25 protein-coding genes are annotated in these 25478 nt (G+C 31.2%); all 25 read left to right on the top strand.

Going from position 1 to position 25478, the window contains the following annotated elements; all coding sequences use genetic code 11:
- Positions 1-192 precede the first annotated feature (192 nt).
- The 25 genes from ACEN2K_RS10435 (at position 193) to ACEN2K_RS10315 (ending at position 25478) form a co-directional block, all read left to right on the top strand.
- Positions 193-1386, top strand: coding sequence for a hypothetical protein (locus ACEN2K_RS10435; protein ID WP_441759279.1), 1194 nt, complete (start codon positions 193-195; stop codon positions 1384-1386).
- 6 nt (positions 1387-1392) lie between these two features.
- The gene (locus ACEN2K_RS10430) at positions 1393-2115 is read left to right on the top strand and encodes a glycosyltransferase family 2 protein (RefSeq protein ID WP_441759278.1); all 723 of its coding nucleotides are present in this window, start codon (positions 1393-1395) and stop codon (positions 2113-2115) included.
- Between the two features lie 3 nt (positions 2116-2118).
- Complete coding sequence (locus ACEN2K_RS10425) at positions 2119-2949, top strand: glycosyltransferase family 2 protein (RefSeq protein WP_441759277.1); 831 nt, start codon at positions 2119-2121, stop codon at positions 2947-2949.
- Between the two features lie 12 nt (positions 2950-2961).
- A complete protein-coding gene (rfbC, locus tag ACEN2K_RS10420) occupies positions 2962-3510 on the top strand; it encodes a dTDP-4-dehydrorhamnose 3,5-epimerase (RefSeq protein WP_441759276.1) in 549 nt (182 codons plus the stop codon).
- 131 nt (positions 3511-3641) lie between these two features.
- The gene (rfbD, locus tag ACEN2K_RS10415; RefSeq protein ID WP_441759275.1) at positions 3642-4496 is read left to right on the top strand and encodes a dTDP-4-dehydrorhamnose reductase; all 855 of its coding nucleotides are present in this window, start codon (positions 3642-3644) and stop codon (positions 4494-4496) included.
- Between the two features lie 47 nt (positions 4497-4543).
- Positions 4544-5590 (top strand): dTDP-glucose 4,6-dehydratase, encoded by a 1047-nt coding sequence (gene rfbB, locus ACEN2K_RS10410; protein ID WP_441759274.1) that lies wholly within the window; start codon positions 4544-4546, stop codon positions 5588-5590.
- Between the two features lie 166 nt (positions 5591-5756).
- Positions 5757-6080: a four helix bundle protein gene (locus tag ACEN2K_RS10405; protein ID WP_441759273.1), complete on the top strand. Its 324-nt coding sequence runs from the start codon at positions 5757-5759 to the stop codon at positions 6078-6080.
- 49 nt (positions 6081-6129) lie between these two features.
- Positions 6130-6999, top strand: a complete 870-nt coding sequence (gene rfbA / locus ACEN2K_RS10400; protein WP_441759272.1) for a glucose-1-phosphate thymidylyltransferase RfbA — start codon at positions 6130-6132, stop codon at positions 6997-6999.
- Positions 7000-7047: 48 nt separating this feature from the next.
- Positions 7048-8001, top strand: coding sequence for a UDP-GlcNAc--UDP-phosphate GlcNAc-1-phosphate transferase (locus ACEN2K_RS10395; protein ID WP_441759271.1), 954 nt, complete (start codon positions 7048-7050; stop codon positions 7999-8001).
- A 55-nt stretch (positions 8002-8056) separates the two neighbouring features.
- On the top strand, positions 8057-9220 hold the full coding sequence (locus ACEN2K_RS10390) for a DegT/DnrJ/EryC1/StrS family aminotransferase (protein ID WP_441759270.1): 1164 nt from the start codon (positions 8057-8059) through the stop codon (positions 9218-9220).
- Positions 9221-9456: 236 nt separating this feature from the next.
- Complete coding sequence (locus ACEN2K_RS10385; RefSeq protein ID WP_441759269.1) at positions 9457-11424, top strand: polysaccharide biosynthesis protein; 1968 nt, start codon at positions 9457-9459, stop codon at positions 11422-11424.
- Between the two features lie 159 nt (positions 11425-11583).
- Positions 11584-12450, top strand: coding sequence for an ABC transporter permease (locus ACEN2K_RS10380; protein WP_441759268.1), 867 nt, complete (start codon positions 11584-11586; stop codon positions 12448-12450).
- Between the two features lie 238 nt (positions 12451-12688).
- Positions 12689-13981, top strand: a complete 1293-nt coding sequence (locus ACEN2K_RS10375; RefSeq protein WP_441759267.1) for an ABC transporter ATP-binding protein — start codon at positions 12689-12691, stop codon at positions 13979-13981.
- Entirely contained in the window at positions 13978-14709 is a 732-nt protein-coding gene (locus ACEN2K_RS10370; protein ID WP_441759266.1) for an FkbM family methyltransferase, read from the top strand. Before ACEN2K_RS10375 ends, ACEN2K_RS10370 begins: the two co-directional genes overlap by 4 nt.
- On the top strand, positions 14709-15500 hold the full coding sequence (locus ACEN2K_RS10365; protein WP_441759265.1) for a glycosyltransferase family 32 protein: 792 nt from the start codon (positions 14709-14711) through the stop codon (positions 15498-15500). The genes ACEN2K_RS10370 and ACEN2K_RS10365 overlap by 1 nt, the downstream gene beginning before the upstream one ends.
- On the top strand, positions 15497-16387 hold the full coding sequence (locus tag ACEN2K_RS10360; protein ID WP_441759264.1) for a glycosyltransferase family 2 protein: 891 nt from the start codon (positions 15497-15499) through the stop codon (positions 16385-16387). Before ACEN2K_RS10365 ends, ACEN2K_RS10360 begins: the two co-directional genes overlap by 4 nt.
- Positions 16388-16398: 11 nt before the next feature.
- Positions 16399-17385: a glycosyltransferase family A protein gene (locus ACEN2K_RS10355; protein ID WP_441759263.1), complete on the top strand. Its 987-nt coding sequence runs from the start codon at positions 16399-16401 to the stop codon at positions 17383-17385.
- On the top strand, positions 17382-18233 hold the full coding sequence (locus ACEN2K_RS10350; protein ID WP_441759262.1) for a glycosyltransferase: 852 nt from the start codon (positions 17382-17384) through the stop codon (positions 18231-18233). Before ACEN2K_RS10355 ends, ACEN2K_RS10350 begins: the two co-directional genes overlap by 4 nt.
- Positions 18230-19165 (top strand): glycosyltransferase family 2 protein, encoded by a 936-nt coding sequence (locus tag ACEN2K_RS10345; RefSeq protein WP_441759261.1) that lies wholly within the window; start codon positions 18230-18232, stop codon positions 19163-19165. Before ACEN2K_RS10350 ends, ACEN2K_RS10345 begins: the two co-directional genes overlap by 4 nt.
- Entirely contained in the window at positions 19158-20063 is a 906-nt protein-coding gene (locus tag ACEN2K_RS10340; protein ID WP_441759260.1) for a glycosyltransferase family 2 protein, read from the top strand. Before ACEN2K_RS10345 ends, ACEN2K_RS10340 begins: the two co-directional genes overlap by 8 nt.
- A gap of 5 nt (positions 20064-20068) precedes the next feature.
- Positions 20069-20980: a glycosyltransferase gene (locus ACEN2K_RS10335; protein ID WP_441759259.1), complete on the top strand. Its 912-nt coding sequence runs from the start codon at positions 20069-20071 to the stop codon at positions 20978-20980.
- A complete protein-coding gene (locus ACEN2K_RS10330; protein WP_441759258.1) occupies positions 20977-22191 on the top strand; it encodes a hypothetical protein in 1215 nt (404 codons plus the stop codon). Before ACEN2K_RS10335 ends, ACEN2K_RS10330 begins: the two co-directional genes overlap by 4 nt.
- Positions 22192-22369: 178 nt before the next feature.
- On the top strand, positions 22370-23332 hold the full coding sequence (locus ACEN2K_RS10325) for a glycosyltransferase family 2 protein (protein WP_441759257.1): 963 nt from the start codon (positions 22370-22372) through the stop codon (positions 23330-23332).
- 3 nt (positions 23333-23335) lie between these two features.
- Positions 23336-24484, top strand: a complete 1149-nt coding sequence (locus ACEN2K_RS10320) for a glycosyltransferase (RefSeq protein ID WP_441759256.1) — start codon at positions 23336-23338, stop codon at positions 24482-24484.
- On the top strand, positions 24468-25478 hold the full coding sequence (locus ACEN2K_RS10315; protein WP_441759255.1) for a glycosyltransferase: 1011 nt from the start codon (positions 24468-24470) through the stop codon (positions 25476-25478). Before ACEN2K_RS10320 ends, ACEN2K_RS10315 begins: the two co-directional genes overlap by 17 nt.

The raw sequence follows: 25478 nt of genomic DNA, 5'->3' as shown, positions 1-25478 counted from the left end.
ATAGTGCGTTTTGCATTTTAAGTAAAGTTTGTTTAATAGCGTTACTATTCCTGTCGAGAATAAATTTTTTGATCCTTTTTTTGACTTTCTAAAATTATAAGGCTGGAGCTTGTTAGGTTTTTTTTGAGATGAGTAAAAGTAGATATTAAGTGTAAAAGTTCTTTTTTTAGGACACTCTTTAAAATACTATATATGATTATTCGGGTTGTTAAATTTTTATTGTCACTTCTTGTATTAATTTTATTAATAGATCCGACCGATCGTATTTTTCATTTAAAAATACCATTATTTATATTGGTAATATTTGGATGGATAATTTTAAGGTCACGATCCAAAATAAAATATTATAAAGAGTATATAGTAATTATATTTTTATTGATATGCATTACTATTTTTGGAATTTGTACTGCAGTTGGTCAGGGTGATAATACCGACTATGAATTTGCATTTGGATTTTTAAAATCGATTTTTATTTTATTTTTATTGATAATTGTAGTGGATATGGATATCGATATTGGAAAATATGTAACTAAATATTCAATTTTTATACCATTAGCTACATTTGTAATATATTATCTTCCGCTTTATAATCCCGCCCTTTTTGGACAAGTATACAATTATCTTAATATGGAGACAGAAACCATAATGATAGCGAGCAGGAACTTTTATGGATATAAGGTTTTTATGGTATATTATAAAACAAGCCCAGTACTTGTTTTCCCTTTATCTTATTATTGTTCAGTGCTTGTTAGACGTGGTTTTACAGCGAAAAGGATGATTTTAATATCAATCTTTTTCGCTTGTTTACTAGTATCTGGTACGCGGGCAAACATGCTTTCTGCCATTTGTGTTATTATTTATTGGATTTATATTTTTTTAAAAGAAAGGAAAAACGCTTTTTATTCCTTAGTTGTTTTTATATCAATGCTTACTGCTATGTCAATGTTTGCTTTGAGTTTATCATTTAAAGAAAAGGAAGCATCAGCAAAGACTAAATATGGTCACTATGTATCTTTGATGGATAATTTTGAAGAGCATCCACAATATTTATTATGGGGACAAGGGCTGGGGAGTAAATTTTATTCAATAGGTAAAAATGGATTTACTTCACAAGTTGAACTTACCTATATTGAGCTAATACGTTATTTTGGGGTTCCCTTTGGATTGTTTTTTATAATATTGATAATTTACCCAATGATTAATCTTCTAATTAATAAAAAAATTAATACTTATAATCAATATATTATTCCTGCTTTTGGGACTTATTTATTTATTTGCGGAACCAATCCATTGTTAGTTAGTTCAACAGGGATGCTTGTGATGATTATAATGTATTCCTACATTAATAGGGATTTTACCGTAGGATATAACAGAAAATTAGAATAATTTATTATGATTTCAGTTTGCATAGCAACATATAACGGGGAAAAATATATTAAGGAACAATTAGATTCCATACTTTGCCAATTAAGTTTAGTTGATGAATTAATAGTATCAGATGATAATTCATCTGATAGTACTGTGGATATTATTCAAAATTATAATGATAGTAGAATTAAAATTTTCAAAAATAAAGGACAAGGTCTAGTTGAAAATTTTGAAAATGCCATATTGAATTCTTCTGGAGATTATATTTTTCTCTCAGATCAAGATGATATTTGGGAAGGAAATAAGGTTACGGAATGTAGAAATGACTTTGAGAAAGGATATCAATTAATTCTCTCGGATTGTTCGGTTTTTGATTCAGAGTCAAAAGCAGTAATCCACAATTCTTTTTTTGAATTTAATAATTCAAAAAAAGGAATTATAAATAATTTAGTAAGCAACAGCTATATTGGGTGCTGCATGGCCTTCAGAAAGGAACTTAAAGATAAGATTCTACCTTTTCCTAAACATATTCCTATGCATGACAGTTGGATTGGGATAAATGCGGAATTATATTTTTCTGTAAAATTCAATCAGCAGAGGCTTATTAGTTATAGGAAGCACTCTAAAAATGTTTCAGATACCGGTTCAGGCATCAGTAAATATTCTTTTTTCAAAAAAGTGTCATTTAGAATCCTTTTAGTTTATTATATTTTTTTGAGATTTTTTTTAATTAATAAAACACTCTAACATATGTACGATATAGTTTGTAGTTTAGTAATTTATAAAAACGACAGAAAGCAACTTTTGGATGCTATAAGAAGTTTTCTCAATACAGATTTAAATGTTAAGCTAGTCTTGGTAGATAATTCACCTACGGATGAGTTAAAGGATATTATAATTGATTCTAGAGCCGAATATATTCATAATCCATCCAATCCAGGTTATGGTTCCACACATAATATAGCAATACGAAAGTACTCAGAGAAAACAAAGTACCATCTTATTTTGAATCCTGATATTTATTATTCAGTAGGTGTTGTAGAGGATATTATTGACTTTATGGATAATGACTGTAACATTGGTTTAGTAATGCCTAAAGTATTGTATCCTGATGGTAATATACAGTATTTAGCGAAATTAATCCCAAGTCCTTTTGTTTTTTTTGCTAGGAGATTTTTGCCAGTTTCGGGTATTAAAAGAAAAATAATAGAGAAATTTGAATTGCGATTCAGTGGGTATGATACAATAATGGAAGTTCCGTATCTATCAGGTTGTTTTATGGTTTTTAGAACTGAGGCGTTAAAAAAAATTAATGGCTTTGACGAAAACATTTTTATGCATATGGAAGATCTAGATATCACAAGAAGGTGTTATGATGCTGGATTTAAAACTTTATTTTATCCCAATCAAATTGTTTATCATGATCATTTGTTTAAATCATTTTTAACTTTTGCCAATTTAAAAATGTATTTTACTTCTGCCTTTTACTATTTTGATAAGTGGGGCTGGTTTTTTGATAGAAAGCGAAGATTGATAAATAGCAAGACAATTAATGATATAAAATTAAATAAATTAGCTTAAAATAAATTAACAATGACAATTGAAAAAACATTTATAGAAGACTTAGTAGTAGTTAATCCAACAGTTTTTGAAGACTCAAGGGGTTATTTTTTTGAAGCTTATAATCAAGCTAAATTTCATGAAAATGGGATCAACTATCAGTTTATACAGGACAATCAGTCTTTCTCAAAACGAGGGGTAATTCGTGGATTGCACTTGCAAATCAATCCTTTTGCGCAAGCGAAGTTAGTTCGTGTCTTGCAAGGTGAAATTCTGGATGTGGCGGTAGATTTGCGTAAAAATTCACCTACTTACGGACAGCATTTTAGTGTCGTTTTAAGTGCTGATAATAAAAAACAATTGATGGTGCCTCACGGCTTTGCTCACGGCTTTTCGGTTTTGAGTAAAACGGCCTCTGTTATGTACAAAGTAGATCAACTGTATCATAAAGACAGTGAAAGAGGGATTCGTTATGATGATCCTACATTGAATATTGATTGGAAAGTAGAGGCTGGTGAAGTTATTGTTTCTGAGAAAGATGTAATTTTGCCAAGTTTTAATGACATCGATTGGGAGTTTTAAAAAAAGATTTTAAAAGTTTAAGGTTTAAAGATGTATGTTGGATGGAGACTTTAATTTCTTTGTAAGGGGAATAATCAAAGTAAATTAAAAGCAGCAATAATATCCTTGTGCTTTTGTGTAAAAAAAACAAAATGGAAAAAATTTTAGTCACTGGAGCTACAGGACAATTAGGTTCTGAGTTAAAAATAATATCCGAGAATTATTCACAATACGAATGGATTTTTGCGGATAGAACACAAGTTTCATTAGACAACTTGTCTGTATTGAAAAGTCAATTAGAAACTATCCAACCAAACATTCTATTGAATTGTGGCGCTTATACTGCTGTGGATAAAGCGGAATCGGAAACGGAATCAGCTGATCTAGTGAATCATCTAGCTGTTGAAGTGGTTGCTACCTATGCAAAAGAGCATGGGGTGAAGTTGATACACATTTCGACAGATTATGTTTTTGATGGAACTTCGTCAACTGCTTTGAAAGAAGAGGCTATTACCAATTCGATCAATGTATATGGAGCTACGAAACGCGCAGGAGAGTTAGCCGCTTTGGCTGTTAATCCAGATGTGTTAATTATTAGAACGTCATGGGTGTACAGTCGTTTTGGAAACAATTTTGTAAAAACGATGCAACGTTTGCTTAGTGAGCGTGATACACTGGGAGTGGTGAATGACCAAATAGGGTCACCTACTTACGCTGCCGATTTGGCGCAAGCGATGATGGACATATTGATTAGTGGTAAATGGATTCCTGGAATTTATAATTATTCTAATGAAGGAGATATTAGTTGGTATGAATTTGTATTGGCTATTCAAGAAATAACAGGTGATACTTGTGAAGTAAGAGGTATACCATCTTCATTATACCCAACGCCAGCTAAACGTCCTGCTTTTTCTTTATTGGATAAAACTAAAATAAAAGCTGTTTATGGAGTAGTGGTGCCTGATTATAAGGATAGTTTGAGAAAATGTTTAAAGTTTAATGTTTAAAGTTGTTCAATCACTGATATTGACGATTATTGAAAATATAAAATAAAATGAAAAAAATATTAATCACCGGCGGTGCCGGTTTTATTGGGTCGCACGTAGTACGTCTTTTTGTAAAGAAATATGCGCAATACCAAATATTCAATTTGGATGCATTGACGTATGCAGGGAATTTAGAAAACATTACAGATATTGAAAACGAGCCAAATTATACTTTTGTAAAAGGAGATATCGTTGATGCAGCTTTTATTGATGCCTTGTTTGCAGAGCATCAGTTTGATGGTGTATTGCACTTGGCCGCAGAATCTCATGTAGATCGTTCCATTACAGATCCATTATCATTTGTGAAAACAAATGTCATCGGTACGATGAATTTATTGAATGCTGCCAAAACGATCTGGAAAGATGATATGGAAGGAAAGCGTTTTTACCATATTAGTACAGATGAGGTTTACGGAAGTTTAGGACCTGAAGGCTTATTTACTGAAACGACAGCTTATGATCCTAATTCACCTTATTCGGCATCCAAAGCTAGTTCAGATCATTTTGTACGTGCGTATGGGGAGACTTATGATTTGCCTTATGTTTTAACCAATTGCTCTAATAACTATGGCCCCTTTCATTTTCCAGAAAAATTGATTCCATTGTTCATTAATAATATTATTCAAAATAAACCTTTACCTGTTTATGGCGATGGAAAGTATACCCGTGACTGGCTGTTTGTAGAAGATCATGCAGTTGCAATAGATTTGGTTTTTCATGAAGGAGTAAATCACGATACCTACAATATTGGAGGTTTTAATGAATGGCAAAATATTGATTTGGTGAAATTACTTTGCAAAATCATGGATGAGAAATTAGGTCGTGAAGCAGGTACATCAGAGCAATTGATTTCTTATGTAAAAGACCGTCCAGGACATGATTTACGATATGCTATTGACGCTAATAAAATCAATAAAGAATTAGGTTGGAAACCGTCGGTTACTTTTGAGCAAGGATTAGAAAAAACGGTGAATTGGTATTTAGAAAATCAAACTTGGTTGAATAATATCACTTCTGGAGAATACGCGACTTATTATGAAAAACAATATGAGTAATTCGTGATTTGTAATTCGTAAATTGATGAGTTGATAGTAATTCCTTACTAGGTTTTCAATTTAAACTAATACAATTGACGTAATAATAAAAATAGTCATCAATGGAGGAGTAAATAATTGGATTAAAATCATTTAAGAATATGAAAGATCATAAAGATTTAGATGTATGGAACAATCGATGGTACTCGTAGAAGATATTTATGCGTTAACAAAAAACTTTCCATCAGAAGAAAAATACGGACTATCAAGTCAAATTAAGAGAGCAGTAGTTTCTGTTCCGAGTAATATTGCTGAAGGAGCAGGCAGAAAAGGGGACAAAGAATTTATACCATTCTTATATATTGCGATGGGCTCATTATCTGAATTAGAAACACAATTAATTTTAGCCAATCGATTACAGTTTACAAATTCCGTTGAAAGCTACTTAAGTCAAATTGAAAAAATCAAAAAGATGCTTTTTGGTCTTATCAGATATGTGAATAATAAATAAGAATGTAATTCGGATCACGCTCTTCGAATTACTAATAACAAAATAAAATATGAAAGGAATTATATTAGCAGGAGGTTCAGGAACACGATTGCATCCGTTGACATTAGCCATGAGTAAGCAAATGATGCCAGTTTATGATAAACCCATGATTTATTATCCGTTATCTACTTTGATGATGGCAGGAATAAACGAAGTTTTAATAATTTCAACACCGCACGATTTACCTAATTTTAAAAAATTATTAGGCGACGGATCAGCGGTAGGTTGTAGATTTAGCTATGCAGAGCAAGCTTTGCCTAATGGTCTCGCACAAGCCTTCGTTATTGGAGAAGAATTTATAGGTAATGATGATGTAGCTTTAGTTTTAGGCGACAATATTTTCTTTGGTTCTAATATGCAAGAGTTGCTTCGTTATAATACAAAACCGCAAGGTGGCGTTGTATTTGCTTATCATGTATCAGATCCAGAACGTTATGGTGTGGTAGAGTTTGACAAAGAGTTCAAAGCACTCTCTATCGAAGAAAAACCATTAGAACCAAAATCAAATTATGCAGTTCCTGGATTGTATTTTTATGATAATTCAGTAGTTGAAATCGCTAAAAATATCAAGCCAAGTCCGCGTGGTGAATATGAAATCACCGATGTGAACAAAGTATATTTGGAACAAGGAAAACTTAAAGTAGGTATATTAAGTAGAGGTACCGCTTGGTTAGATACAGGAACATTTAACAGTTTGATGCAAGCAGGACAGTTTGTTCAAGTATTAGAAGAACGTCAAGGATTAAAAGTAGGTTGCATAGAAGAAATTGCTTGGAGACAAGGTTTCATAACAGAACAACAGTTAAGAGATTTAGCTGAGCCTTTGAAAAAATCTGGTTATGGTGAATACTTACTGGGTCTGATTAAGCAAAAATTTTAAACTAAGTTTTAACTGTTTTACTTATATGGTAGAACAACAGTACATAAAATGGAATACATTGCATTATTAGTGTTGCTTATAGCTGTTGAATTGATTTATTTTAAAATAGCAAATCACTTTAATATTATTGATAAACCCAATAGTAGATCGTCTCATACGGCAATAACATTGCGCGGTGGGGGTATTATTTTTCCAATAGCAGCGATCATAGCTTTTGCTTTGGGGTATACTAGCTGGAAACTAACTGTAGCAGTGACGTTAGTAGCTTTGGTTAGTTTTATAGATGATATCAAACCATTATCACAATTACCGCGTTTTGTTACTCACGTAATTGCAGTTAGTTTAGTTTTTTTTGATTTAGGTTTGTTTTATGAATCAATATGGTTACTTCCAATAGTATTTGTTTTAATGATAGGCTGGATAAATGCCTTTAATTTTATGGATGGTATTAACGGAATAACGGTATTGTATGCACTAACTACAATTATAAGTTTTGCTTACTTACCAATAAACGAAGAAAGCTTACCACTTCTTATCACAATGGGGTTGTCTTGTGTAGTTTTCGGAATATTCAATGTTCGAAAAAAAGCAAAAACCTTTGCTGGTGATGTGGGAAGTATTAGTATGGCACTTTTTTTGGGTTATTTTATGATAAAGACAATTACAGATTCGGGTCAATTAGGATACATTTTGTTCTTTAGTGTTTACGGGACTGATGCTGTCATTACTATAGTAAATAGGTTGCTTAAGAAAGAAAATATATTTGAGCCTCATCGTTCTCATTTGTATCAGTATCTGGCCAATGAAATGGGATATTCTCATGTTGCTGTCGCATTTTTTTATGCGTTACTTCAGTTGGGAATCAATGTCATTGTGATATATATGGCTACAAAAGAAAGTTTGTCACTGCTTTTTATAGTAGGTTTTTTACTATTGATGACGTTTGTATATTTAGGGAGTAGGGGAATCATTATTCGTAAAGTGCGTAGTAATAGGGCATAAATATTATTCTGCTTACAGTGAAAGTACAAACTGAATGATTATTAATTTTTAAGAAATGGCTGAGAATAAAATTTGGATTTCTACACCTCAAATGGGAGGAAACGAAATGAAATACATTCAAGAAGCCATTGATACCAATTGGGTATCTACAGTTGGAGAAAACATTACTGTATTCGAAGAAAATTTAGAGAATTACTTAGGTGCGGGAAATTATGTGACTGCTTTGAATTCGGGTACAGCAGCTATTCATTTAGGATTGATAATGTTAGGTGTTGAGGCAGGTGACGAAGTTATTTGTCAAAGTTTGACTTTTTCTGCTTCTGCCAATCCAATAATGTATTTAGGTGCAACCCCTATTTTTATTGACAGCGAATTACATACCTGGAATCTATGTCCAATTACCTTAGAAGAAGCTATCATAGATAGAATAAACAACGGAAAAAAACCAAAAGCTATAATAGCTGTCCATCTATATGGAATGCCCTACCAAGTGGACGCAGTACGAATGGTGGCCGATAAATATATGATACCAATATTAGAAGATAGTGCAGAAGCTTTAGGTAGCAGTTATAAAGGCGAGAAGTGTGGCAGCTTTGGTGATATGAAAATACTTTCTTTTAATGGTAGCAAGATTATAACTACCTCAGGCGGAGGTGCTCTTGTTTGTTCCTCCATTGCTTTAAAAAATAAAGCTTTGTTTTTAGCTACTCAATCCAAAGAAAACGCTCCACATTACCAGCATAGTGAAATAGGATATAATTATAGAATGAGTAATATAGCTGCAGGTATCGGCCGTGCACAAATGGAAGTTTTAGAACAGCATGTGGTTACACGAAGAAGTATTCATGAGTTTTATACTGATTTATTTGCCAATATTGATGGTGTAACAGTTTTTTGTGAACCCAATAAAGATTATTTTTCAAATTATTGGCTTACTACTATTTTAGTTGATCCCGAAGTAACATACGGAATTTCACGAGTACAAATCATGCTGGCGCTAGAAGTCGAAAATATCGAATCTCGTGCGATAATGAAACCAATGCATTTACAACCTATATTTGAAAAATATCCTTATTACGGTGGTAAAATAGCTCAAAAAATATTTTTTAATGGATTATGTTTGCCATCTGGGAATAGCATAACTAAAAATGATTTATTAAGAATAAGTACAACTGTTAAATCATTATTTGCGAAGGATAGACGTTTATCAAATCAATAATTCATGAAATGATAAGCAATTTTTTCACAAGAATATCTATAGATTTAATGAAGATTAATTAACCATTGAAAAGTCTATTTTATATAGGATAAAAACCAAATATAAATTACTTTTACGCTACAACTGTCAATTTATAGATTTATAATAATCCATTCTACTGACTGAAAAGTTAATTCATTTAAACAAAAATAAGCTTTTTAAAATGAAAGCGGTAAACAATACAATCATCGTATATAATGAACGGTAATATAAAAAGATATTTCAAAAAGCAAATACAGCATAGTTTTTTTGAAAAAGTTTTGAGGTTAAATATTAATAATCTAAGTTATCTTCCTAGATGGATTATTGTACTTATTGATACATTCGTTTTAGTATTTGCGTTTATTTTTACTTTTTTAATATTTAAAGGTACTGGGTTAAAATATGTACTAACTTCGCACAGTTCATTTTTTGTATGCAGCTTTTTCCTTGTTAATATATTTTTCTTTTGGTTATTTAGAACGTACTCAGGGATTATTAGACATTCCTCCTTTGTGGATGCTATCAAAATAGTGTTTTCACAGTCCTCAGTATTTTTAATTTTTATACTCATAAACTTTTTATTTGATGTATTTTATGATACTAAAATTGTTTTAAATACGGGGCTTTTTATTAATACTGTTTTGTCATTTTGTGGATTGTTCTTATATCGCGTTATTGTCAAACAATCTTTTGAATTGTATGTTTCAGAAAATACCCAAACGAACTTAACAAGGGCGATCATTTATGGAACAGATGCGAATGCTATATCTGTTGCTAATGCGCTTAAATTTGAAAGTCCATCTCGTTTTAAAATTGTAGGTTTTGTCGATAAGAATAATCAAAACGCCTCAAAGCGTATGCTGGATCTTCCAATTTTAATACAAAAAAAGAAGTTACCTACATTAATGCGCACTGTAGGTGCTGAGGCAGTCATTATTGCAGATAAAAGTTTGACAAAAGAAGAACAAATTATCCTAGTTGATCAGTGCTTAGAACATAATTTTAAGGTTTATAATGTACCCGTAATTACGAACTGGGAAAATCAAAAAGAGATATCTCAAAAGGTAAAAAAGATTCAAATTGAGGATTTATTAGATAGAAAACCGATAGTCTTAGATAGTAAGTTGATTTCTAAACAATTAAAAGATCGTACCATTCTAATAACTGGTGGTGCTGGCTCAATAGGTAGTGAAATTGTTAGGCAGGTATTAAATTTTAATCCTAAAAAAGTTATTATTTTAGATCAAGCAGAAACACCTTTACACAATTTGAGTTTAGAAATTGCGAATATCATTTCTAAAGCCAAAATAGTTACGGTTATTGCTGATGTTAGAAATAAAAGTGCTTTAAGCCAGATTTTCGAAACTTATCAACCACAAGTTGTATTTCATGCTGCCGCATATAAACACGTGCCTTTGATGGAAGATAACCCTGCACAAGCGATACATACAAATGTACAAGGGACTAAAAACTTAGCAGATTTGTCATGTCAATATGGGGTTAAAAAGTTTGTAATGGTATCTACTGATAAGGCAGTGAATCCAAGTAATGTTATGGGAGCCAGTAAGCGAATAGCTGAAAAATATGTACAATCATTACAACTTAGAAGTAAAGAAAAAGGCGATGAAAACGCGACTAAATTTATAACTACACGTTTTGGTAATGTTTTAGGATCAAATGGTTCTGTGGTTCCCCTATTTACAAAACAAATTGCTAGTGGAGGTCCACTAACAATTACCCATCCTGATATTATTCGTTATTTTATGACTATTCCAGAAGCATGTCAGCTTGTGCTCGAGGCTGGCGCTATGGGTAATGGAGGGGAGATTTACATCTTTGATATGGGTAAGCCTGTTAAAATCTTAGATTTAGCAAAAAAGATGATAAAGCTTGCAGGTTTTATTCCTGATAAAGAAATCGAAATTAAGGTAGTAGGCTTAAGACCTGGAGAAAAACTATTTGAAGAATTACTTAATAACACGTCTAAAACTATTCCAACATATCATAGTAAAATAATGATTGCACAAGAAATCCTGCATGAGTACGAAATGCTCCATATTGAGATAAATGAACTTATCAGTATTTCAAGTCAGTTTGATAACAGTGCAATCGTCTTTCAAATGAAGAAAATTGTACCAGAGTTTAAAAGTATGAATTCAACATTTGAAAATTTAGATGTATAATTATTATCTCATTTTATTAAATAATAGTAAAACACAAAGTATATCTTTGTGTTTTTTGTTTAAATTAGATTTAGACGTTAACTTTACAATTGTGCTTTAACATACCCAATCCATTTTAAAAATGTTTCTTATAGGTGTATGTTGATTTAAAAATAATAAATGAATAACCAAGAAAATAATACCACATGGTTGTTTGAAATAACACCCAAAAATAATTTCTTCTCGCTAAACATTAAAGAGGTCTGGCAATTTCGCGATTTACTTACTCTTTTTGTGAGGAGAGACGTAGTTACGGTTTATAAACAAACAGTTTTGGGACCGCTATGGTACTTAATTCAACCCTTATTCACATCTATTACATTTACTATAATTTTTAATAATCTGGCGGGAATCTCTACGGGAAATGTTCCATCCTTCCTTTTCAATTTAGCTGGAATTACAATTTGGAATTATTTTACTGCTTGTTTTACTGGTACGTCAAACACTTTTGGTGCTAATGCAGGTATTTTCGGAAAAGTGTACTTCCCTAGAATTATTGTTCCCATTTCAATAGTCATTTCAAATTTATTAAAATTTGGAATCCAATTTTTTATTTTTATTGCTTTTTATATTTATTATTACTTTCAAGGAGCAACCATCAGTTTGAATTTTTGGAGTCTAGCCTTTCCTATTCTAATTTTTTTAATGGGAATTCTTGGCCTCGGTTTAGGTATGATTATTTCATCAATGGTTACAAAATATAGAGATTTTACTTATCTAATAGGTTTTGGAGTGCAATTATTAATGTATGTTTCAGCAGTAGTTTATCCTATGGCTTTAGTACGAGAAAAAATGCCTGAATATGCGTGGTTAATTCAATATAACCCGCTGGCTTATATTATTGAAACAACTCGTTACATGCTATTAAATGTAGGGGAGATTTCCTATGGAGGACTGGCTTATACATTTGTTGTGACAGTAGCATTGTTTTTAATAGGTATTTTAGTATTTAATAAGACTGAGAAGAGCTTTATTGATACCGTTTAATTATTTTTAGTTGTAATTTTCGTTTGTTAGATTAAGACAAGTTGATTTTTAAGAGGTTGATAACAATATTATTACAGCAGGATATCATTAATAGGATTTTTTCTGATTTTTTCTTTTTAGGGAGTCAGGGTTGCGTAGCTATGCAAAATGGTTAAGTAAAATTATACTTAAAATGATGTAAATTATTACCATCAATGACAAACAAAGTTTAAGACTTCAAATAGTCAAAAGCATCAAAATGAGTAAAGACATTATATTAAAAGCTGAAAATATTTCTAAGCAATACCGCCTTGGTCAAGTAGGTACTGGTACGTTGAGTCATGATTTAAATCGGTGGTGGCATAAAATACGCGGTAAAGAGAACCCGTATTTGAAGATAGGTGATACTAATGACCGATCTACCAAAGGGGAAAGTGAGTACGTATGGGCTTTAAAAGACATTAATTTTGAAGTGGAGCGCGGAGAAGTATTAGGTATCATTGGTAAAAACGGTGCTGGTAAATCTACGCTGCTAAAAATTTTATCACGGGTTACAGCTCCTACAACGGGTAGTATCAAGTTTGGTGGCCGTGTTGCATCCTTACTCGAAGTAGGAACGGGCTTTAACGGTGAAATGACGGGAAGGGAAAACATATTCCTGAACGGTGCCATTCTGGGTATGACCAAAAAAGAAATTGCCTCCAAAATAGACGAAATCATTGCCTTCTCTGGTTGTGAGCGTTATATAGATACGCCAGTAAAGCGTTATAGTTCCGGAATGACAGTGCGACTCGCTTTTGCCGTAGCCGCATTCCTAGAGCCCGAAATTTTAATCATCGATGAGGTACTGGCAGTAGGTGATGCCGAGTTTCAGAAAAAAGCGATTGGCAAGATGCAAGATATTTCTAAACAAGGTGGGCGAACGGTTTTGTTTGTGAGTCATAATATGGCGGCGGTAAAGAGCTTGTGTACAAGAGGGATTGTTTTGGAAAATGGTGGAGTTGTTTTTGATGGTGGAGTTGAAGAGGCGTTATCAAGGTATTACATGTCCGCTTATGTTGATTCAAATGAAACTCCCTACGGTGTTTATGATTTTAAAAATCATGTAGATAAAAACAGTGATTACGGAATTGAGACTGCAGAACTCTACTGTAATGGGAAGTTAAGTGAAGTAGTCTATACTGGTTCTCAACTTAAGTTAAAACTGGATTTTGTTAGTAGTAGAGATTTTTTTGAAGGTGAAGTAGGAATTGTGATAAAAGATCTAGATCAAATATCATACATTGGTATTAATAATAAACACCTTGGTACTAGTATTGTTGTTAAGGAAGGAAAAGGTAGTGCGATTATCATCATTGATGATTTTCCATTATTTGCTAACGGTGATTATTGGATAAATCTTTATTTTGGAGATGATGGGCCCAATTATGAATGCTTGGAGAATGCAATTAAGTTTAAGGTAGTTGGTGAAGATGTTTTTAGTTCAGGAAGAATTTTAGATAAAACATGGAATAAAATTTTTCACCAAAAAATAAGTATCAAAACAATATGATATACATTATAAATTTACTGCTATTATTTGCGGTTAAAGTAGGTAATAGATTTGGAAGAGCTGTTTTTTTTAGAGTAAAAATGTTCTCTAGTGAAAGGATTTTGAAGAGTAATTTCGCAGTTAATGCCAATTTTAATTTTATTCAAATAGGTGCAAATGATGGAGTTAGTTTTGATTTTTTATATGATTTTGTGATTCAAAGGAAATCATCTGGAGTTGTTGTAGAACCAGTTTTAGACTATTTTAAAGAATTAGAAGATAATTATAGAGATTTCCCTGAGATTGTAAAGATAAGCAAGGCGGTTCATCCTATTTACAAGCAAGCTTTAATCTATAAAATTGCAGCGGCTTCAGTATCTAAATATCCTGAATGGGTAAAGGGGATTGCTTCATTTGATAGTGAGCATCATAAAAAACTTAATATTGATACTCAAGATGTTTTGTGTATTACGGTTGAGGCAGATAATTTGATGAATATTATCAATGATAACTTTAACCATAAAAAAAATGATTATTTTCAGGTAGATACGGAAGGTTTTGATTTTGAAGTCCTCAAAATGCTAGATTTCAATATCATTAGGCCTTCTATGATAAAATACGAGTTCGTTAATTTGAAAAATGAAGATCAAAAAAAATCAGTAGTACTATTGAGATCTAAAGGTTATTATCTGTTTAACGAGTTAAATGATATGGTAGCTATAGACCTTAAGGAGATAAAATTATATTGATGATTCCTAAAGTAGTTCATTATTGTTGGTTTGGGAAGTCTAAGAAGCCAAAATTGGTTAAGGACTGTATGCGGTCATGGAAAAAACATTTGCCAGATTATGAAATAATAGAATGGAATGAAAGCAATTCTGATTTGAGTTTACCATTTGTAAAAGAGGCTTATAGATTAAAGAAGTGGGCTTTCGTTTCTGACTACATTCGATTAAAAGTACTTTACGAATACGGAGGTATTTATCTTGATACAGACATGCTACTGTTAAAATCATTAGACGGTCTCCTATCAAATAAAACTTTTTTAGGAGCAGAATGTTTAGAATTTATTAATTGTGCAATAGTAGGAACAATAAGAAAAAGTGTATTTATTCATAATTGTTTGGAACAATACAAAGTTATTAAAATCTCAAATGAAATCGATTTTGGGTTAATTACAATTCCCAGAATTGTAACAAATATTTTTAAACATGCTTATGATTTTAATGCTTCATTTGATACAATTGTGCGGAAAAATGAAATTGTCATTTATCCTGCTGCATATTTTTATCCCCTCAGTTACGAACACAAGGACGATATTTTAAATTTCAAACAACACGTGCAAAAGGAAAGTTATACCATTCATTTATGGAGATCTTCTTGGATTGCTTATTCTGAATTTTATCATTTTGATCGTTCACAGTATATAAAAGGATTTCAAATCGTATTCGATAAAGTTATAAAAGACAAAAAGATAGAATTACAATATATTCGGAAGGTAGCTTTATCCGTTAAGCGAAATTTACTAAATAACAAATGACAAAAATTTTAATCTCTATAATAGTTCCCTGTTACAACCAAGCGCAATATTTGCCTGAGGCATTACAGTCTGTATTGGATCAAACGTACAGCGATTGGGAATGTATTATTGTCAATGATGGTAGCCCAGATGATACTGATATAGTTGCGAAAGAATGGCTGATTAAAGATATTCGTTTTAAATATATTTACAAAGAAAACGGTGGATTAAGTAGTGCTCGAAATGCAGGAATTGAAATTGCTATAGGTGATTTTATTCAGTTTTTGGATGCTGATGATATTTTAGATTTTGAAAAATTAGAGAAATCTATGAAAAAAATCATAGACCAAGATCCTTTAAAATCTAATTTTCTAATCGTGACTACTTTTAAAACCTTTGAGACAGATGTTGAACAATATTATGAACCGCTTAATTACTATGATGTTTCAAATATTACTTTTGAGTCTATTTTAAATAATTGGGATTTTGAGTTTACTATACCTATTCATTGTGGTTTATTCTCTAAACAAAATTTTCAAAATTTTAATTTTCCCGAAACTTTAAAAGCAAAAGAAGATTGGGTAATGTGGCTTAGTATATTAAAGTGCGATCCGCAAATTATATTTATTAATGAAGCTTTAGTGTTTTATAGAATGAATGGTAATGGAATGACTAGAAATGAAAAATTTATGCTGGAAAATTATTTCAAAGCTCTTGATTTTATAGGGTTGAATATTTTATCCGGAGTAGAATATCAACTGTTTTTAAAAGGTATAATTGTAAAGAAGACGATACAAATGTCGAATATGGAAGGTAGCTTTTTAAGATATAAAAATACCAGAGGTTATAAGTTATTAGAGATTTTAAAAAAGAATAAGGTAATGCAGGTTTTAAATCGTTTAATGTAAAAATAGCCTTGATGCAATTCCAATCTCTAGTTTCGGTAATAGTTCCAAATTATAATCATGAAAATTATCTCAAACAACGTTTAGATAGTATTTTTAGTCAAACCTATTCCAATTATGAAGTTATTTTATTAGATGATTGTAGTACAGATAACAGCAGGCATATACTGATCCAATATAGTAAACATCCTAAAGTAAGTCATTGTGTTTTTAACGAAATAAATACCGGTAACACTTTTGTACAATGGAACAAAGGACTCCAATTAGCCAAAGGAGAATATATATGGATTGCAGAATCAGACGATTTTTGTGAGCCTAATTTTTTAGAGGAAATTATTAAACCCATGCTAGAAAATAAATCAGTTGCTTTGTCTTATTGTCAATCAAATAAAGTCAATCAAGAAGGAGTTATTACTGGTAGTTGGATTAATCATACAGATGATTTAGACTCGATTCTATTTCGTGAAAATTTTAGCTTAGAGGGTAATGATTTCATAGAAAGATTTTTAATTTTTAAGAATGTCATTCCTAATGCTAGTGCCTTGTTAATTAGAAAAAAAGCTATTGAAATAGTAGGAGATATTATGGTCGAAAATGAATTAAGATATTGCGGTGATTGGCTACTGTATTTTAAGGTTGTTTTAAATAATAATGTAGCATTCAATGCACAAAAGTTAAATTATTTTAGATACCATTCTCAAAGTGTTATTGCAAAAGCGGCACTTAATGAGAAAAGAATTTCGATAATAAATATTGACTTTTTAATGAGATCAAAAATGATCACCTATTTAAAAAAACAGAATATTAAAAATCACGATGTAATATTTCTAAATAATGCTGCTATCATTAAAGAATTAAAATATGAAAAAGTATTGCTATATCTGAAAAATCAAGAAAAATTAAAAGCTTTGTTTACATCGCTGAGTATTTTTAATTTCTTTTCAAAGAAATTTGAATTAAGAAAAAAAATTAAATTGAAACTAAAAAAATTAGTTTCATGATTTCAATCATTATTTGTTCACGGACTGAGAAAATTAATCAACAACTTTATAAAAATATTGAAGAAAGTGTAGGTGTTGTTTATGAATTAATTGTAATTGATAATTCTAACAACCAATATTCTATTTTTGAAGCTTATAATTTAGGAATAAGGAAGAGTATAGGTGATTATTTGTGTTTTATTCATGACGATATACTTTTTCATACAAAAGATTGGGGATTAGTGATTACTTCAATATTTACTGCAAATCCACAGTATGGTTTGCTAGGAATTGCTGGTAGCAGTCAGAAAACAAGTACACCTTCTGGATGGTGGGATTGTGAGGATAAGTACAAATCAGTTAATATTATTCAACATTATACAGATGGAAAAATAATAAAAGAAAATGTAGGTTTCGAACAAAGTAATTTGAACGAGGTAGTCTTGATAGACGGTGTTTTTTTAGTATTACGAAAAGAATTAAATATTTTTTTTGACGAAACGTTGCAAGGATTTCATCATTATGATTTAAATTTAGCGATCGAAACAAGAAAAAAGGGGTACAAAATAGGTGCGACAAATCAGGTACTGATTGAACATTTTTCTTGGGGTAATTTAAATAATCAATGGATCACTTCAACGATCAAAATCCATAGTTTGTATAAGGATTTACTTCCTATGTCAGTACATACGAATTATAGTGTCGAGGCAGAAATTTTTGCAGCCAAAAGGTTTTTAAATTACTGTTTTAAATCTGGTAGTAAAAAACTGATTTTACAATCTAGTTTTAGTTTGTACCTACTTAATCCAATGTCTAAATATAATTTTGTTCGTTTTATAAAATCACTATTAGAGCTAGTTAAAATATGAAATCTTGCGTAATTATTATTACCTACAATGGAATGCAATGGATAGATGAATGCTTAAAAAGCGTTTTAAGAAGTGCAATTCCTTTAACATTAATAGTAGTTGATAATGCTAGTAGTGATGGCACTGTTCCTCATATTAAGTCTAATTTTCCAAGTGTTGTACTTTTAGAGCAAAGTAATAATTTAGGTTTTGGTCGAGCAAACAATATTGCCATGAGTTATGCTTTGCAGACAGAGATGGATTACGTTTTTTTATTAAATCAAGATACATCTGTATGCGAAAACTCTTTAGAAAACTTAATTGCTACAGCAGTAAAGTATCCAGAATACGGAATTTTGAGTCCTATTCAATTAGATTACTCGGGTGATTTATTAGAAGATTATTTTTTTAAATTCATGGCTAAAGATAAGTCCCGCTCTTTTTATTCTGATTTTGTTTTAAAAAAAGAAGGCAAAGATATTTATAATATCGACTTTATTCAAGCAGCTTGTTGGCTTATACCAATAGCAGCCATAAAGAAAATTGGAGGATTTGATCCAATCTTTTTTCATTATGGAGAAGATAATAATTATTGTCAACGAATGCTGTATCATAATTTGCAAATTGGAGTTGTTGCTGATGCATTTATAAGGCATGATGCTAATAAGCATGATGAAGATAAAATAGATGTTTATTCGGAGAAATATTTTAAATTGTATCAGAAGAACCTCATGGTTTTCTACGCTAATATTAATGAAGAGATTAATTCTTCAGTAGTAAATCTTGAGAAAAGCAGCATTTATAAAGGTTTGATTATTAGTTTTTTTACTTTAAATTATACTTCAGTGAAAGGATTGGTAAAAAAAATTAAAGTTTTTAATACTACCATAAAGCAAGTGATCATTAGTAGACAAAAAAATATAAAAAGTAATACTCACTACTTAGATGTTTAATTTATTAGTTTCGATTATTATCCCTTGCTACAACCAAGATCAATTCTTGGATGAAACTTTGCAATCTGTTTTTAATCAAACGTATTCAAATTGGGAATGTATTATTATAAATGATGGCAGTATAGATCGTACCGAAATTATCGCAACGGAATGGGTTGCTAAAGACAATAGGTTTAAATATACAAATCAGGTAAATAAAGGCGTTAGTGCAGCAAGAAACAGTGGGCTAACACTCGCAAAAGGAGAATATATTCAGTTTTTAGATGCAGATGATGTACTAGCAGTAGATAAAGTACAAATTTCTCTTGAGGCAATATTTAAAAACAATGTTCAAGTTTGCTGCTGTAATTATGCAATGTTTACCAATTCGACTATAGATGTACTACCGCCTTTCTCTAAATTAGCCTATTTTGAATTTAATTTTGAGAATCTTGCAAGGTATTGGAATGATGGTTTTACAATTCCTATTCATTGTTGGTTTTTTAAGGCAGATTTATTTGATGCTGTTGTATTTCCTGAGGGTCTAACTGCTCAGGAAGATTGGATAGTTTGGCTTAGAATATTTCAAAAATCCCCAAAGACTTTCTATATTGATGAACAATTGGCTTTTTACCGTTTAAACCCTAAAGGGCGCACACAAATCAAAGGTTTTTTTAATGAAACGCTTGAAGCCATTCGTTATTTAAAAGATTTTTTAAATGAAGCTGAATTTCAAATGCTTTACGAATCGGCTATAATTAGGAATCATAACGGGATGACTTATTGGAGAGAAAGAGAAGTGAATTTAAAAAAGTCAAATACCTATCAGTTTGGTTTATTGTGTAAAAAAATAATAAAAAAAATTGGCTTGCTATCTCTAGCAAAAGCAGTCTTTTTAAATCTTAGATCTTTAAAGTAACAGCATTGGTATTAGCTATTGTTATTCCGTATTATAAAATCCGTTTTTTTGAAGCTACTTTGCAATCGCTGGCGCTTCAAACGGACAAACGTTTTAAAGTGTATATTGGAAATGATGCTAGTAATGAGGATCCATTACAACTTTTAGAAAAGTTTCAAAGTCAATTTGATTTTGATTACAAGTATTACGAAACTAATCTAGGCTCTATATCGTTAACACAACAATGGGAACGTTGTTTGGCTCAAGTCCAAGAAGAGGATTGGGTAATAATTCTAGGTGACGATGATACTATTGATGCTAATTGCGTGGCACTATTTTACCAAAATAAAGACCTAGTTGAAAGTAAGAATTGCAAAGTGATTCGGTATGCAACGCAAGTAATCGATCAGAACGATGCAACAATATCGGGTATATATACACATCCTATGTATGAGGCTTCGACTGATTTTTTGATGCGTAAGTTTAAGGGTGGCACCCGCTCTTCGTTGAGTGAATTTATTTTTAATAAAGATGCTTTGCTCACACATAAATTTAAAGATCTTCCTTTGGCTTGGTTTTCGGATGTTTTAGCGGTACTCGAAGTATCCAATTTTGGATTAATTTATACGATTAATGAGGCCGTTGTGCAATTTAGGTTAAGTGGTGATAACATCACATCCAGAGCTGATAATTTAGTTTTAAAAAACGAAGCTAGTTTTGAATTTTTCTATTATCTCCTTAAGGAGAGGAAAGAATTTTTTAAAGACCTCCAAATCCCTGTTTTACAAGAGAATCTTGAAAAAACGTTTTTATATAATAAAAAAAACATTCGGTTTTGGGTGCTTTTTACGAAGTTGTACTTGAGCAAAGGTTACTTTAAAAATTATATGAAGTTCCTGATGAAAAGTGGTCTGATGGTTCTAAAAAAAACATCATGAAGATATTAATAATTGTTCAAGATCTTAGGGTTTCAGGAACTAGTGAAGGGATCGTTTCTCGTTCTTTTATTGGTAAGTTGTCCCATTTATATCCCAATGCAGTGCTAGATGTGCATTATTTCATGTACTACAAACACGAGTATGATAAGGAGATTTTGCCGGTGAATAGTATATCTGAATATCTGATTAAAAGGAAGCCCTCTTTTTTATTAAAAATTACAAATGCCATTTATAGAAGAGTTTTTACAAAGTCATTGTATAAATTGTTTTTATTAAACCAATATAAAAAAGCGATATCAAAAATTAATGCATATGAGTATGATTTGGTTTTTGTTCGTAGTGCAGGATTAGAGTATGAAACTATTTTAGGTTTAGAAGGCTTGCCTATTTTGTCGAAAGCTATTATTAATTTTCATGATCCGTTTCCACTGTTTTTTGATTCCTCAGGAACTGGTCCTCTGACAGAAAAAGACTTAATTGATTTTAAATCAATGTATTCTGTTGTTCAAAAGGCCTTTCGCTGTACAACACCCTCGCATTTACTGTCAAAAGATTTGCAATTGATTTATGGTAATCAAAAAAAGTTTTATACACTGCCACATCAGTATGATAAACACGTTTTTGATTTGTCTAAAGTAACTCAGGTTCGGAAAAAACAAAAACCAATTTCAATTTCCTATCATGGAGGGTTACAATTTGGTCGGAACATAGATATTTTAATTGATGCATACGTAGCGTTGATTAGAAAAAACAAATTGATTTTGGAGCAATCAGAATTAGTTCTCCGCTTGAAGAGCTCGGAAAATAATAGATTAAAAGAAAAATACAAAGTATTTGATACCATTCATATTTTAGATAGTTTGGATTTTTCAAATTCTGCAAACGAACAGAAAGAGGAAGCTGATATTATTGTTTTAATAGAAAGTGTGTTAGATTATAGCAATATTTTGCTGGGGAAAGCGCCATTTATAGCGTCACTAAATAAGCCAGTTTTAGCATTATTGCCAAAGGTATGTGAATTACGCACTATTATAAATGATGACAAATACATGGCTACAAGTAATGATCAAATCGATATAGCAATAAAACTAGAAGCATTAATTGTAAGTTGTTTAGATAATAAAGAGATTGTTGCTTCATTTGGGGATTATTTTAGTGAGTTTCAATTCAAGGATAATATGGATTTTATTATTGATTTTGGAAGTGCTTAGCGGTTAATTTCTGAATTCAAATTTGAGTTAAAGAATAAAAAATTTGCAGTTTATCTAAATTTTTTTCTCAACACAATTTTACTTTGAATTAGTGATTGTAATCAACTAATTTATTTTTATTTAAAAGATAAAAAATGATAGATACAAGTTTAATTTTTTTAACTAGCTATAGTTTATTATGAATAATTCAAAGTTTGATCCCAACGATGAACTAGTTTCCATAATTATTCCCACTTATAATAGAGCCGATTTAATAGGCGATACATTAGATAGTATTGTGGATCAAACATACTCAAATTGGGAATGTATCATTATTGACGATCATAGCAATGATGATTCATTTTCTGTAATCAGTAAGTATGTAGAACTGGATTCTCGCTTTAGCTATTATTCTAGGCCGATAGAAAGACCTAAAGGAGCCAATTCTTGCAGAAACTATGGATACAAGCTATCGCAAGGAATTTACATCAATTGGTTTGATAGTGATGATTTGATGTGTCCTACTTTCTTAGAAAAGCAATTAAATTCCTTGTCTTTGGGGGCAGATGTAAGTGTTTGTAAACTAGAGTATTTTGATGCAGAATCAGGGTGTTGGGACAAAATAAATAATATCTACTCTGAAAATTTGATTCAAGATTATTTAATTGGAAAAGTACAGTTTTATGTTTCGCCGCCCATGTGGACAAAAAAATTTCTTGCAAATCAAATTGAACTATTTGATGAAACCATAAGAAATTTAGACGATTGGGATTTTAATTTAAGAATGATATATCAAAAGCCTAAAATCACTTATTTAGATGAAGTACTTATTAAGTATAGAGTTCACAGTAGATCATTGTCCCAACAAATTAAAAAGCTAGATATAGATGAAGTTAAGTCGGAGTTTAGAGCTAGGCATAAACATTCTCAAATAATAAAAAACAATAATCTAATTGATCTTTCAATTGTTCAGGTGTATATAAAAGATCGTTATAAGTATTTATTTCGGGAAGCAATGGTTAGACGTGACGAACATAACTTGTATTATTTAAAAGGTCTTCTATTTTCACAATTATATTTGTTTGATTTTTTAGGTGTTTTTAAAACCTTATTTGCTTTTTTGGTGTTCCGTATATTTAATAAAGGTTATAAATTGTTGTAGCAAATGAAGATACTTTTTGTTTCGATGAATTCAATTCATTTTGTTCGATGGATCGAGAATTTAAAAGACTCTGAACATGATTTATATTGGTTTGATGTTTTAGATAGAGGGGAATTACAAACTTGCCCCAGAGTGAAGCAATATGCCAAATGGAAAGAACGAAAAATGCCATATATAAAAGGGGAATATTTTTTGAAAAAAAAAATGTCCACAGTTTTTAATATTATCCAGCCTTTGCTTGAAGTTACTATTGACGAAAAATTAAAGCAAATAATAGAAGAAATTAATCCTGATGTCGTTCACAGTTTTGAAATGCAAAATTGTTCGTATCCAATTTTGAGGACAATGAAGAAATTTCCTAATTTAAAATGGATCTATTCGTGCTGGGGAAGTGACCTGTATTATTACAAAGATTTAAGCAGGCATAATGCGAAATTAAGAAAGGTGTTGCAGAGGGTTGATTACCTGCAAGCGGATTGTGAACGTGACTGTAAACTAGCAGTTGGATTAGGTTTTTCTGGATATCTTAATGAGGTAATCCCCGGAGGAACTGGATATATGGTTGAATTTTTGGCGAAGCATAAAAAGGAAATTGCAGAGCGAAAAATAATTTTAATAAAAGGGTACCAACATATTTTTGGAAGAGCTTTAATTGTTGTACAAGAAATGGAAAAGATACAGTTATCTTATCCACAATATGAAATCGTAATATTTGGGGCTCACCAAGAAGTGTGCTCTTTTATCGAAAATAAAAAATTGCCTTTTAAATTTTTCACACGTAACGAGTTATCTCAACAGGAATTACTTCAATTAATGGGGCAATCCCTTTTATATATTGGCAACAGTATTTCAGATGGTATACCTAATACTCTTTTAGAGGCTATTGTCATGGGAGCTTTCCCTATTCAGTCTAATCCAGGAAATGCAACCGCTGAAATTATAGCTGATGGTATAAACGGTTTTTTAATTAATGATCCCGAGTGTAACAATGAAATATATTCTGTCATCTGTAAGGCTTTGAATAATAAGTTATTAATTGCTAAAGCATATGCTTTCAATGAAAATATTGCCAAACTACGTTTGGATTATGCTATTAATAATATAAAAGTTAATAATTTGTATCGAAAAGTTTTCAATGAGAGTCGGTCATAACCCACATAAAGATCAGCTGTTAAGTGCACCAGATTATCTACATCAGGTGGTTGTTCCGGTGTATATACCGCATCAAGAAGGTTATTTTAAAGATAGTTTTAAGATCTTACAATTATGTGTCCATTCGTTAGTGGCAACGGTACACGCTAAAACATGCATTAGTATTGTTAATAATGGGAGTTGTAATGACGTAAAAGTCTACCTCAATGATTTATACGAACAAAAGCTAATTCAGGAATTGATACATACCGAGAATATTGGCAAACTAAATGCTGTTTTAAAAGGAATTGCAGGCAATGCAATTCCGTTAGTCACAATTGCAGATGCCGATGTTTTGTTTTTAAATAGTTGGCAAAATGAAACGACCAAGATTTTCGATCAGGTACCGCAAGCGGGCGTAGTGGGTATAGTGCCTCAATTTAAAATGTATGAAGGCCATTGCGGTAATGTGTTATTGGCTAATTTGTTCAATGGTAAAATGTGCTTTAGTCCCGTTAAAAATCAAGAAGCCTTAATTCGTTTTTATGACAGTATAGGATGGGATAGAAACTATAATCAAGATTATTTAAAATATAATTTGTCATTAACCATTAATCCAGATTTGAAAGTATTGATAGGATCAGGACATTTTGTGGCAACTTATAAAAAAGATATTTTCGAACATATAGTGAGTTATATAGGTTACAAAATGGGAGGAGACAGCGAAGGTTATCTGGATCAATTACCTTTAAAAAAAGACTATTGGCGATTAACAACTCAGGATAATTATGCCTTTCACATGGGTAATGTGCATGAAGATTGGATGGTCGTACCTGCAAAAAACGAGCTAAAAATAGATTTTTCTACCATCAATTTTACAAAGAGAAAACCCATCAATGCAGTAGTGCATTTTGCTAAAAACAGAGTTTTTGTAAAATTTTTATCGTTTGGTTGGCTGACTACACTTTTTTTACGTTGGAAAAAATTACCCAAGCACATGATTAAAAGGTATTAA

It is taken from the genome of Flavobacterium sp. W21_SRS_FM3 (genome assembly GCF_052113625.1).
In the GTDB taxonomy this organism is placed as follows: Bacteria; Bacteroidota; Bacteroidia; order Flavobacteriales; family Flavobacteriaceae; genus Flavobacterium.
This window is presented reverse-complemented; position numbering and strand designations above follow the sequence as displayed.

Bases quoted from the DNA above. Each gene is read 5' to 3' on its own strand.
- ACEN2K_RS10405 (WP_441759273.1), top strand. From the start codon at position 5,757: ATGGAACAATCGATGGTACTCGTAGAAGATATTTATGCGTTAACAAAA.
- ACEN2K_RS10325 (WP_441759257.1), top strand. From the start codon at position 22,370: ATGAATAATTCAAAGTTTGATCCCAACGATGAACTAGTTTCCATAATT.
- ACEN2K_RS10425 (WP_441759277.1), top strand. From the start codon at position 2,119: ATGTACGATATAGTTTGTAGTTTAGTAATTTATAAAAACGACAGAAAG.
- ACEN2K_RS10315 (WP_441759255.1), top strand. From the start codon at position 24,468: ATGAGAGTCGGTCATAACCCACATAAAGATCAGCTGTTAAGTGCACCA.
- ACEN2K_RS10435 (WP_441759279.1), top strand. From the start codon at position 193: ATGATTATTCGGGTTGTTAAATTTTTATTGTCACTTCTTGTATTAATT.
- ACEN2K_RS10390 (WP_441759270.1), top strand. From the start codon at position 8,057: ATGGCTGAGAATAAAATTTGGATTTCTACACCTCAAATGGGAGGAAAC.
- ACEN2K_RS10385 (WP_441759269.1), top strand. From the start codon at position 9,457: ATGAACGGTAATATAAAAAGATATTTCAAAAAGCAAATACAGCATAGT.
- ACEN2K_RS10430 (WP_441759278.1), top strand. From the start codon at position 1,393: ATGATTTCAGTTTGCATAGCAACATATAACGGGGAAAAATATATTAAG.
- ACEN2K_RS10340 (WP_441759260.1), top strand. From the start codon at position 19,158: ATGTTTAATTTATTAGTTTCGATTATTATCCCTTGCTACAACCAAGAT.
- ACEN2K_RS10380 (WP_441759268.1), top strand. From the start codon at position 11,584: ATGAATAACCAAGAAAATAATACCACATGGTTGTTTGAAATAACACCC.
- ACEN2K_RS10365 (WP_441759265.1), top strand. From the start codon at position 14,709: ATGATTCCTAAAGTAGTTCATTATTGTTGGTTTGGGAAGTCTAAGAAG.
- rfbA (WP_441759272.1), top strand. From the start codon at position 6,130: ATGAAAGGAATTATATTAGCAGGAGGTTCAGGAACACGATTGCATCCG.
- ACEN2K_RS10395 (WP_441759271.1), top strand. From the start codon at position 7,048: ATGGAATACATTGCATTATTAGTGTTGCTTATAGCTGTTGAATTGATT.
- ACEN2K_RS10320 (WP_441759256.1), top strand. From the start codon at position 23,336: ATGAAGATACTTTTTGTTTCGATGAATTCAATTCATTTTGTTCGATGG.
- ACEN2K_RS10360 (WP_441759264.1), top strand. From the start codon at position 15,497: ATGACAAAAATTTTAATCTCTATAATAGTTCCCTGTTACAACCAAGCG.
- rfbD (WP_441759275.1), top strand. From the start codon at position 3,642: ATGGAAAAAATTTTAGTCACTGGAGCTACAGGACAATTAGGTTCTGAG.
- ACEN2K_RS10330 (WP_441759258.1), top strand. From the start codon at position 20,977: ATGAAGATATTAATAATTGTTCAAGATCTTAGGGTTTCAGGAACTAGT.
- rfbC (WP_441759276.1), top strand. From the start codon at position 2,962: ATGACAATTGAAAAAACATTTATAGAAGACTTAGTAGTAGTTAATCCA.
- ACEN2K_RS10355 (WP_441759263.1), top strand. From the start codon at position 16,399: ATGCAATTCCAATCTCTAGTTTCGGTAATAGTTCCAAATTATAATCAT.
- rfbB (WP_441759274.1), top strand. From the start codon at position 4,544: ATGAAAAAAATATTAATCACCGGCGGTGCCGGTTTTATTGGGTCGCAC.
- ACEN2K_RS10350 (WP_441759262.1), top strand. From the start codon at position 17,382: ATGATTTCAATCATTATTTGTTCACGGACTGAGAAAATTAATCAACAA.
- ACEN2K_RS10345 (WP_441759261.1), top strand. From the start codon at position 18,230: ATGAAATCTTGCGTAATTATTATTACCTACAATGGAATGCAATGGATA.
- ACEN2K_RS10370 (WP_441759266.1), top strand. From the start codon at position 13,978: ATGATATACATTATAAATTTACTGCTATTATTTGCGGTTAAAGTAGGT.
- ACEN2K_RS10375 (WP_441759267.1), top strand. From the start codon at position 12,689: ATGAGTAAAGACATTATATTAAAAGCTGAAAATATTTCTAAGCAATAC.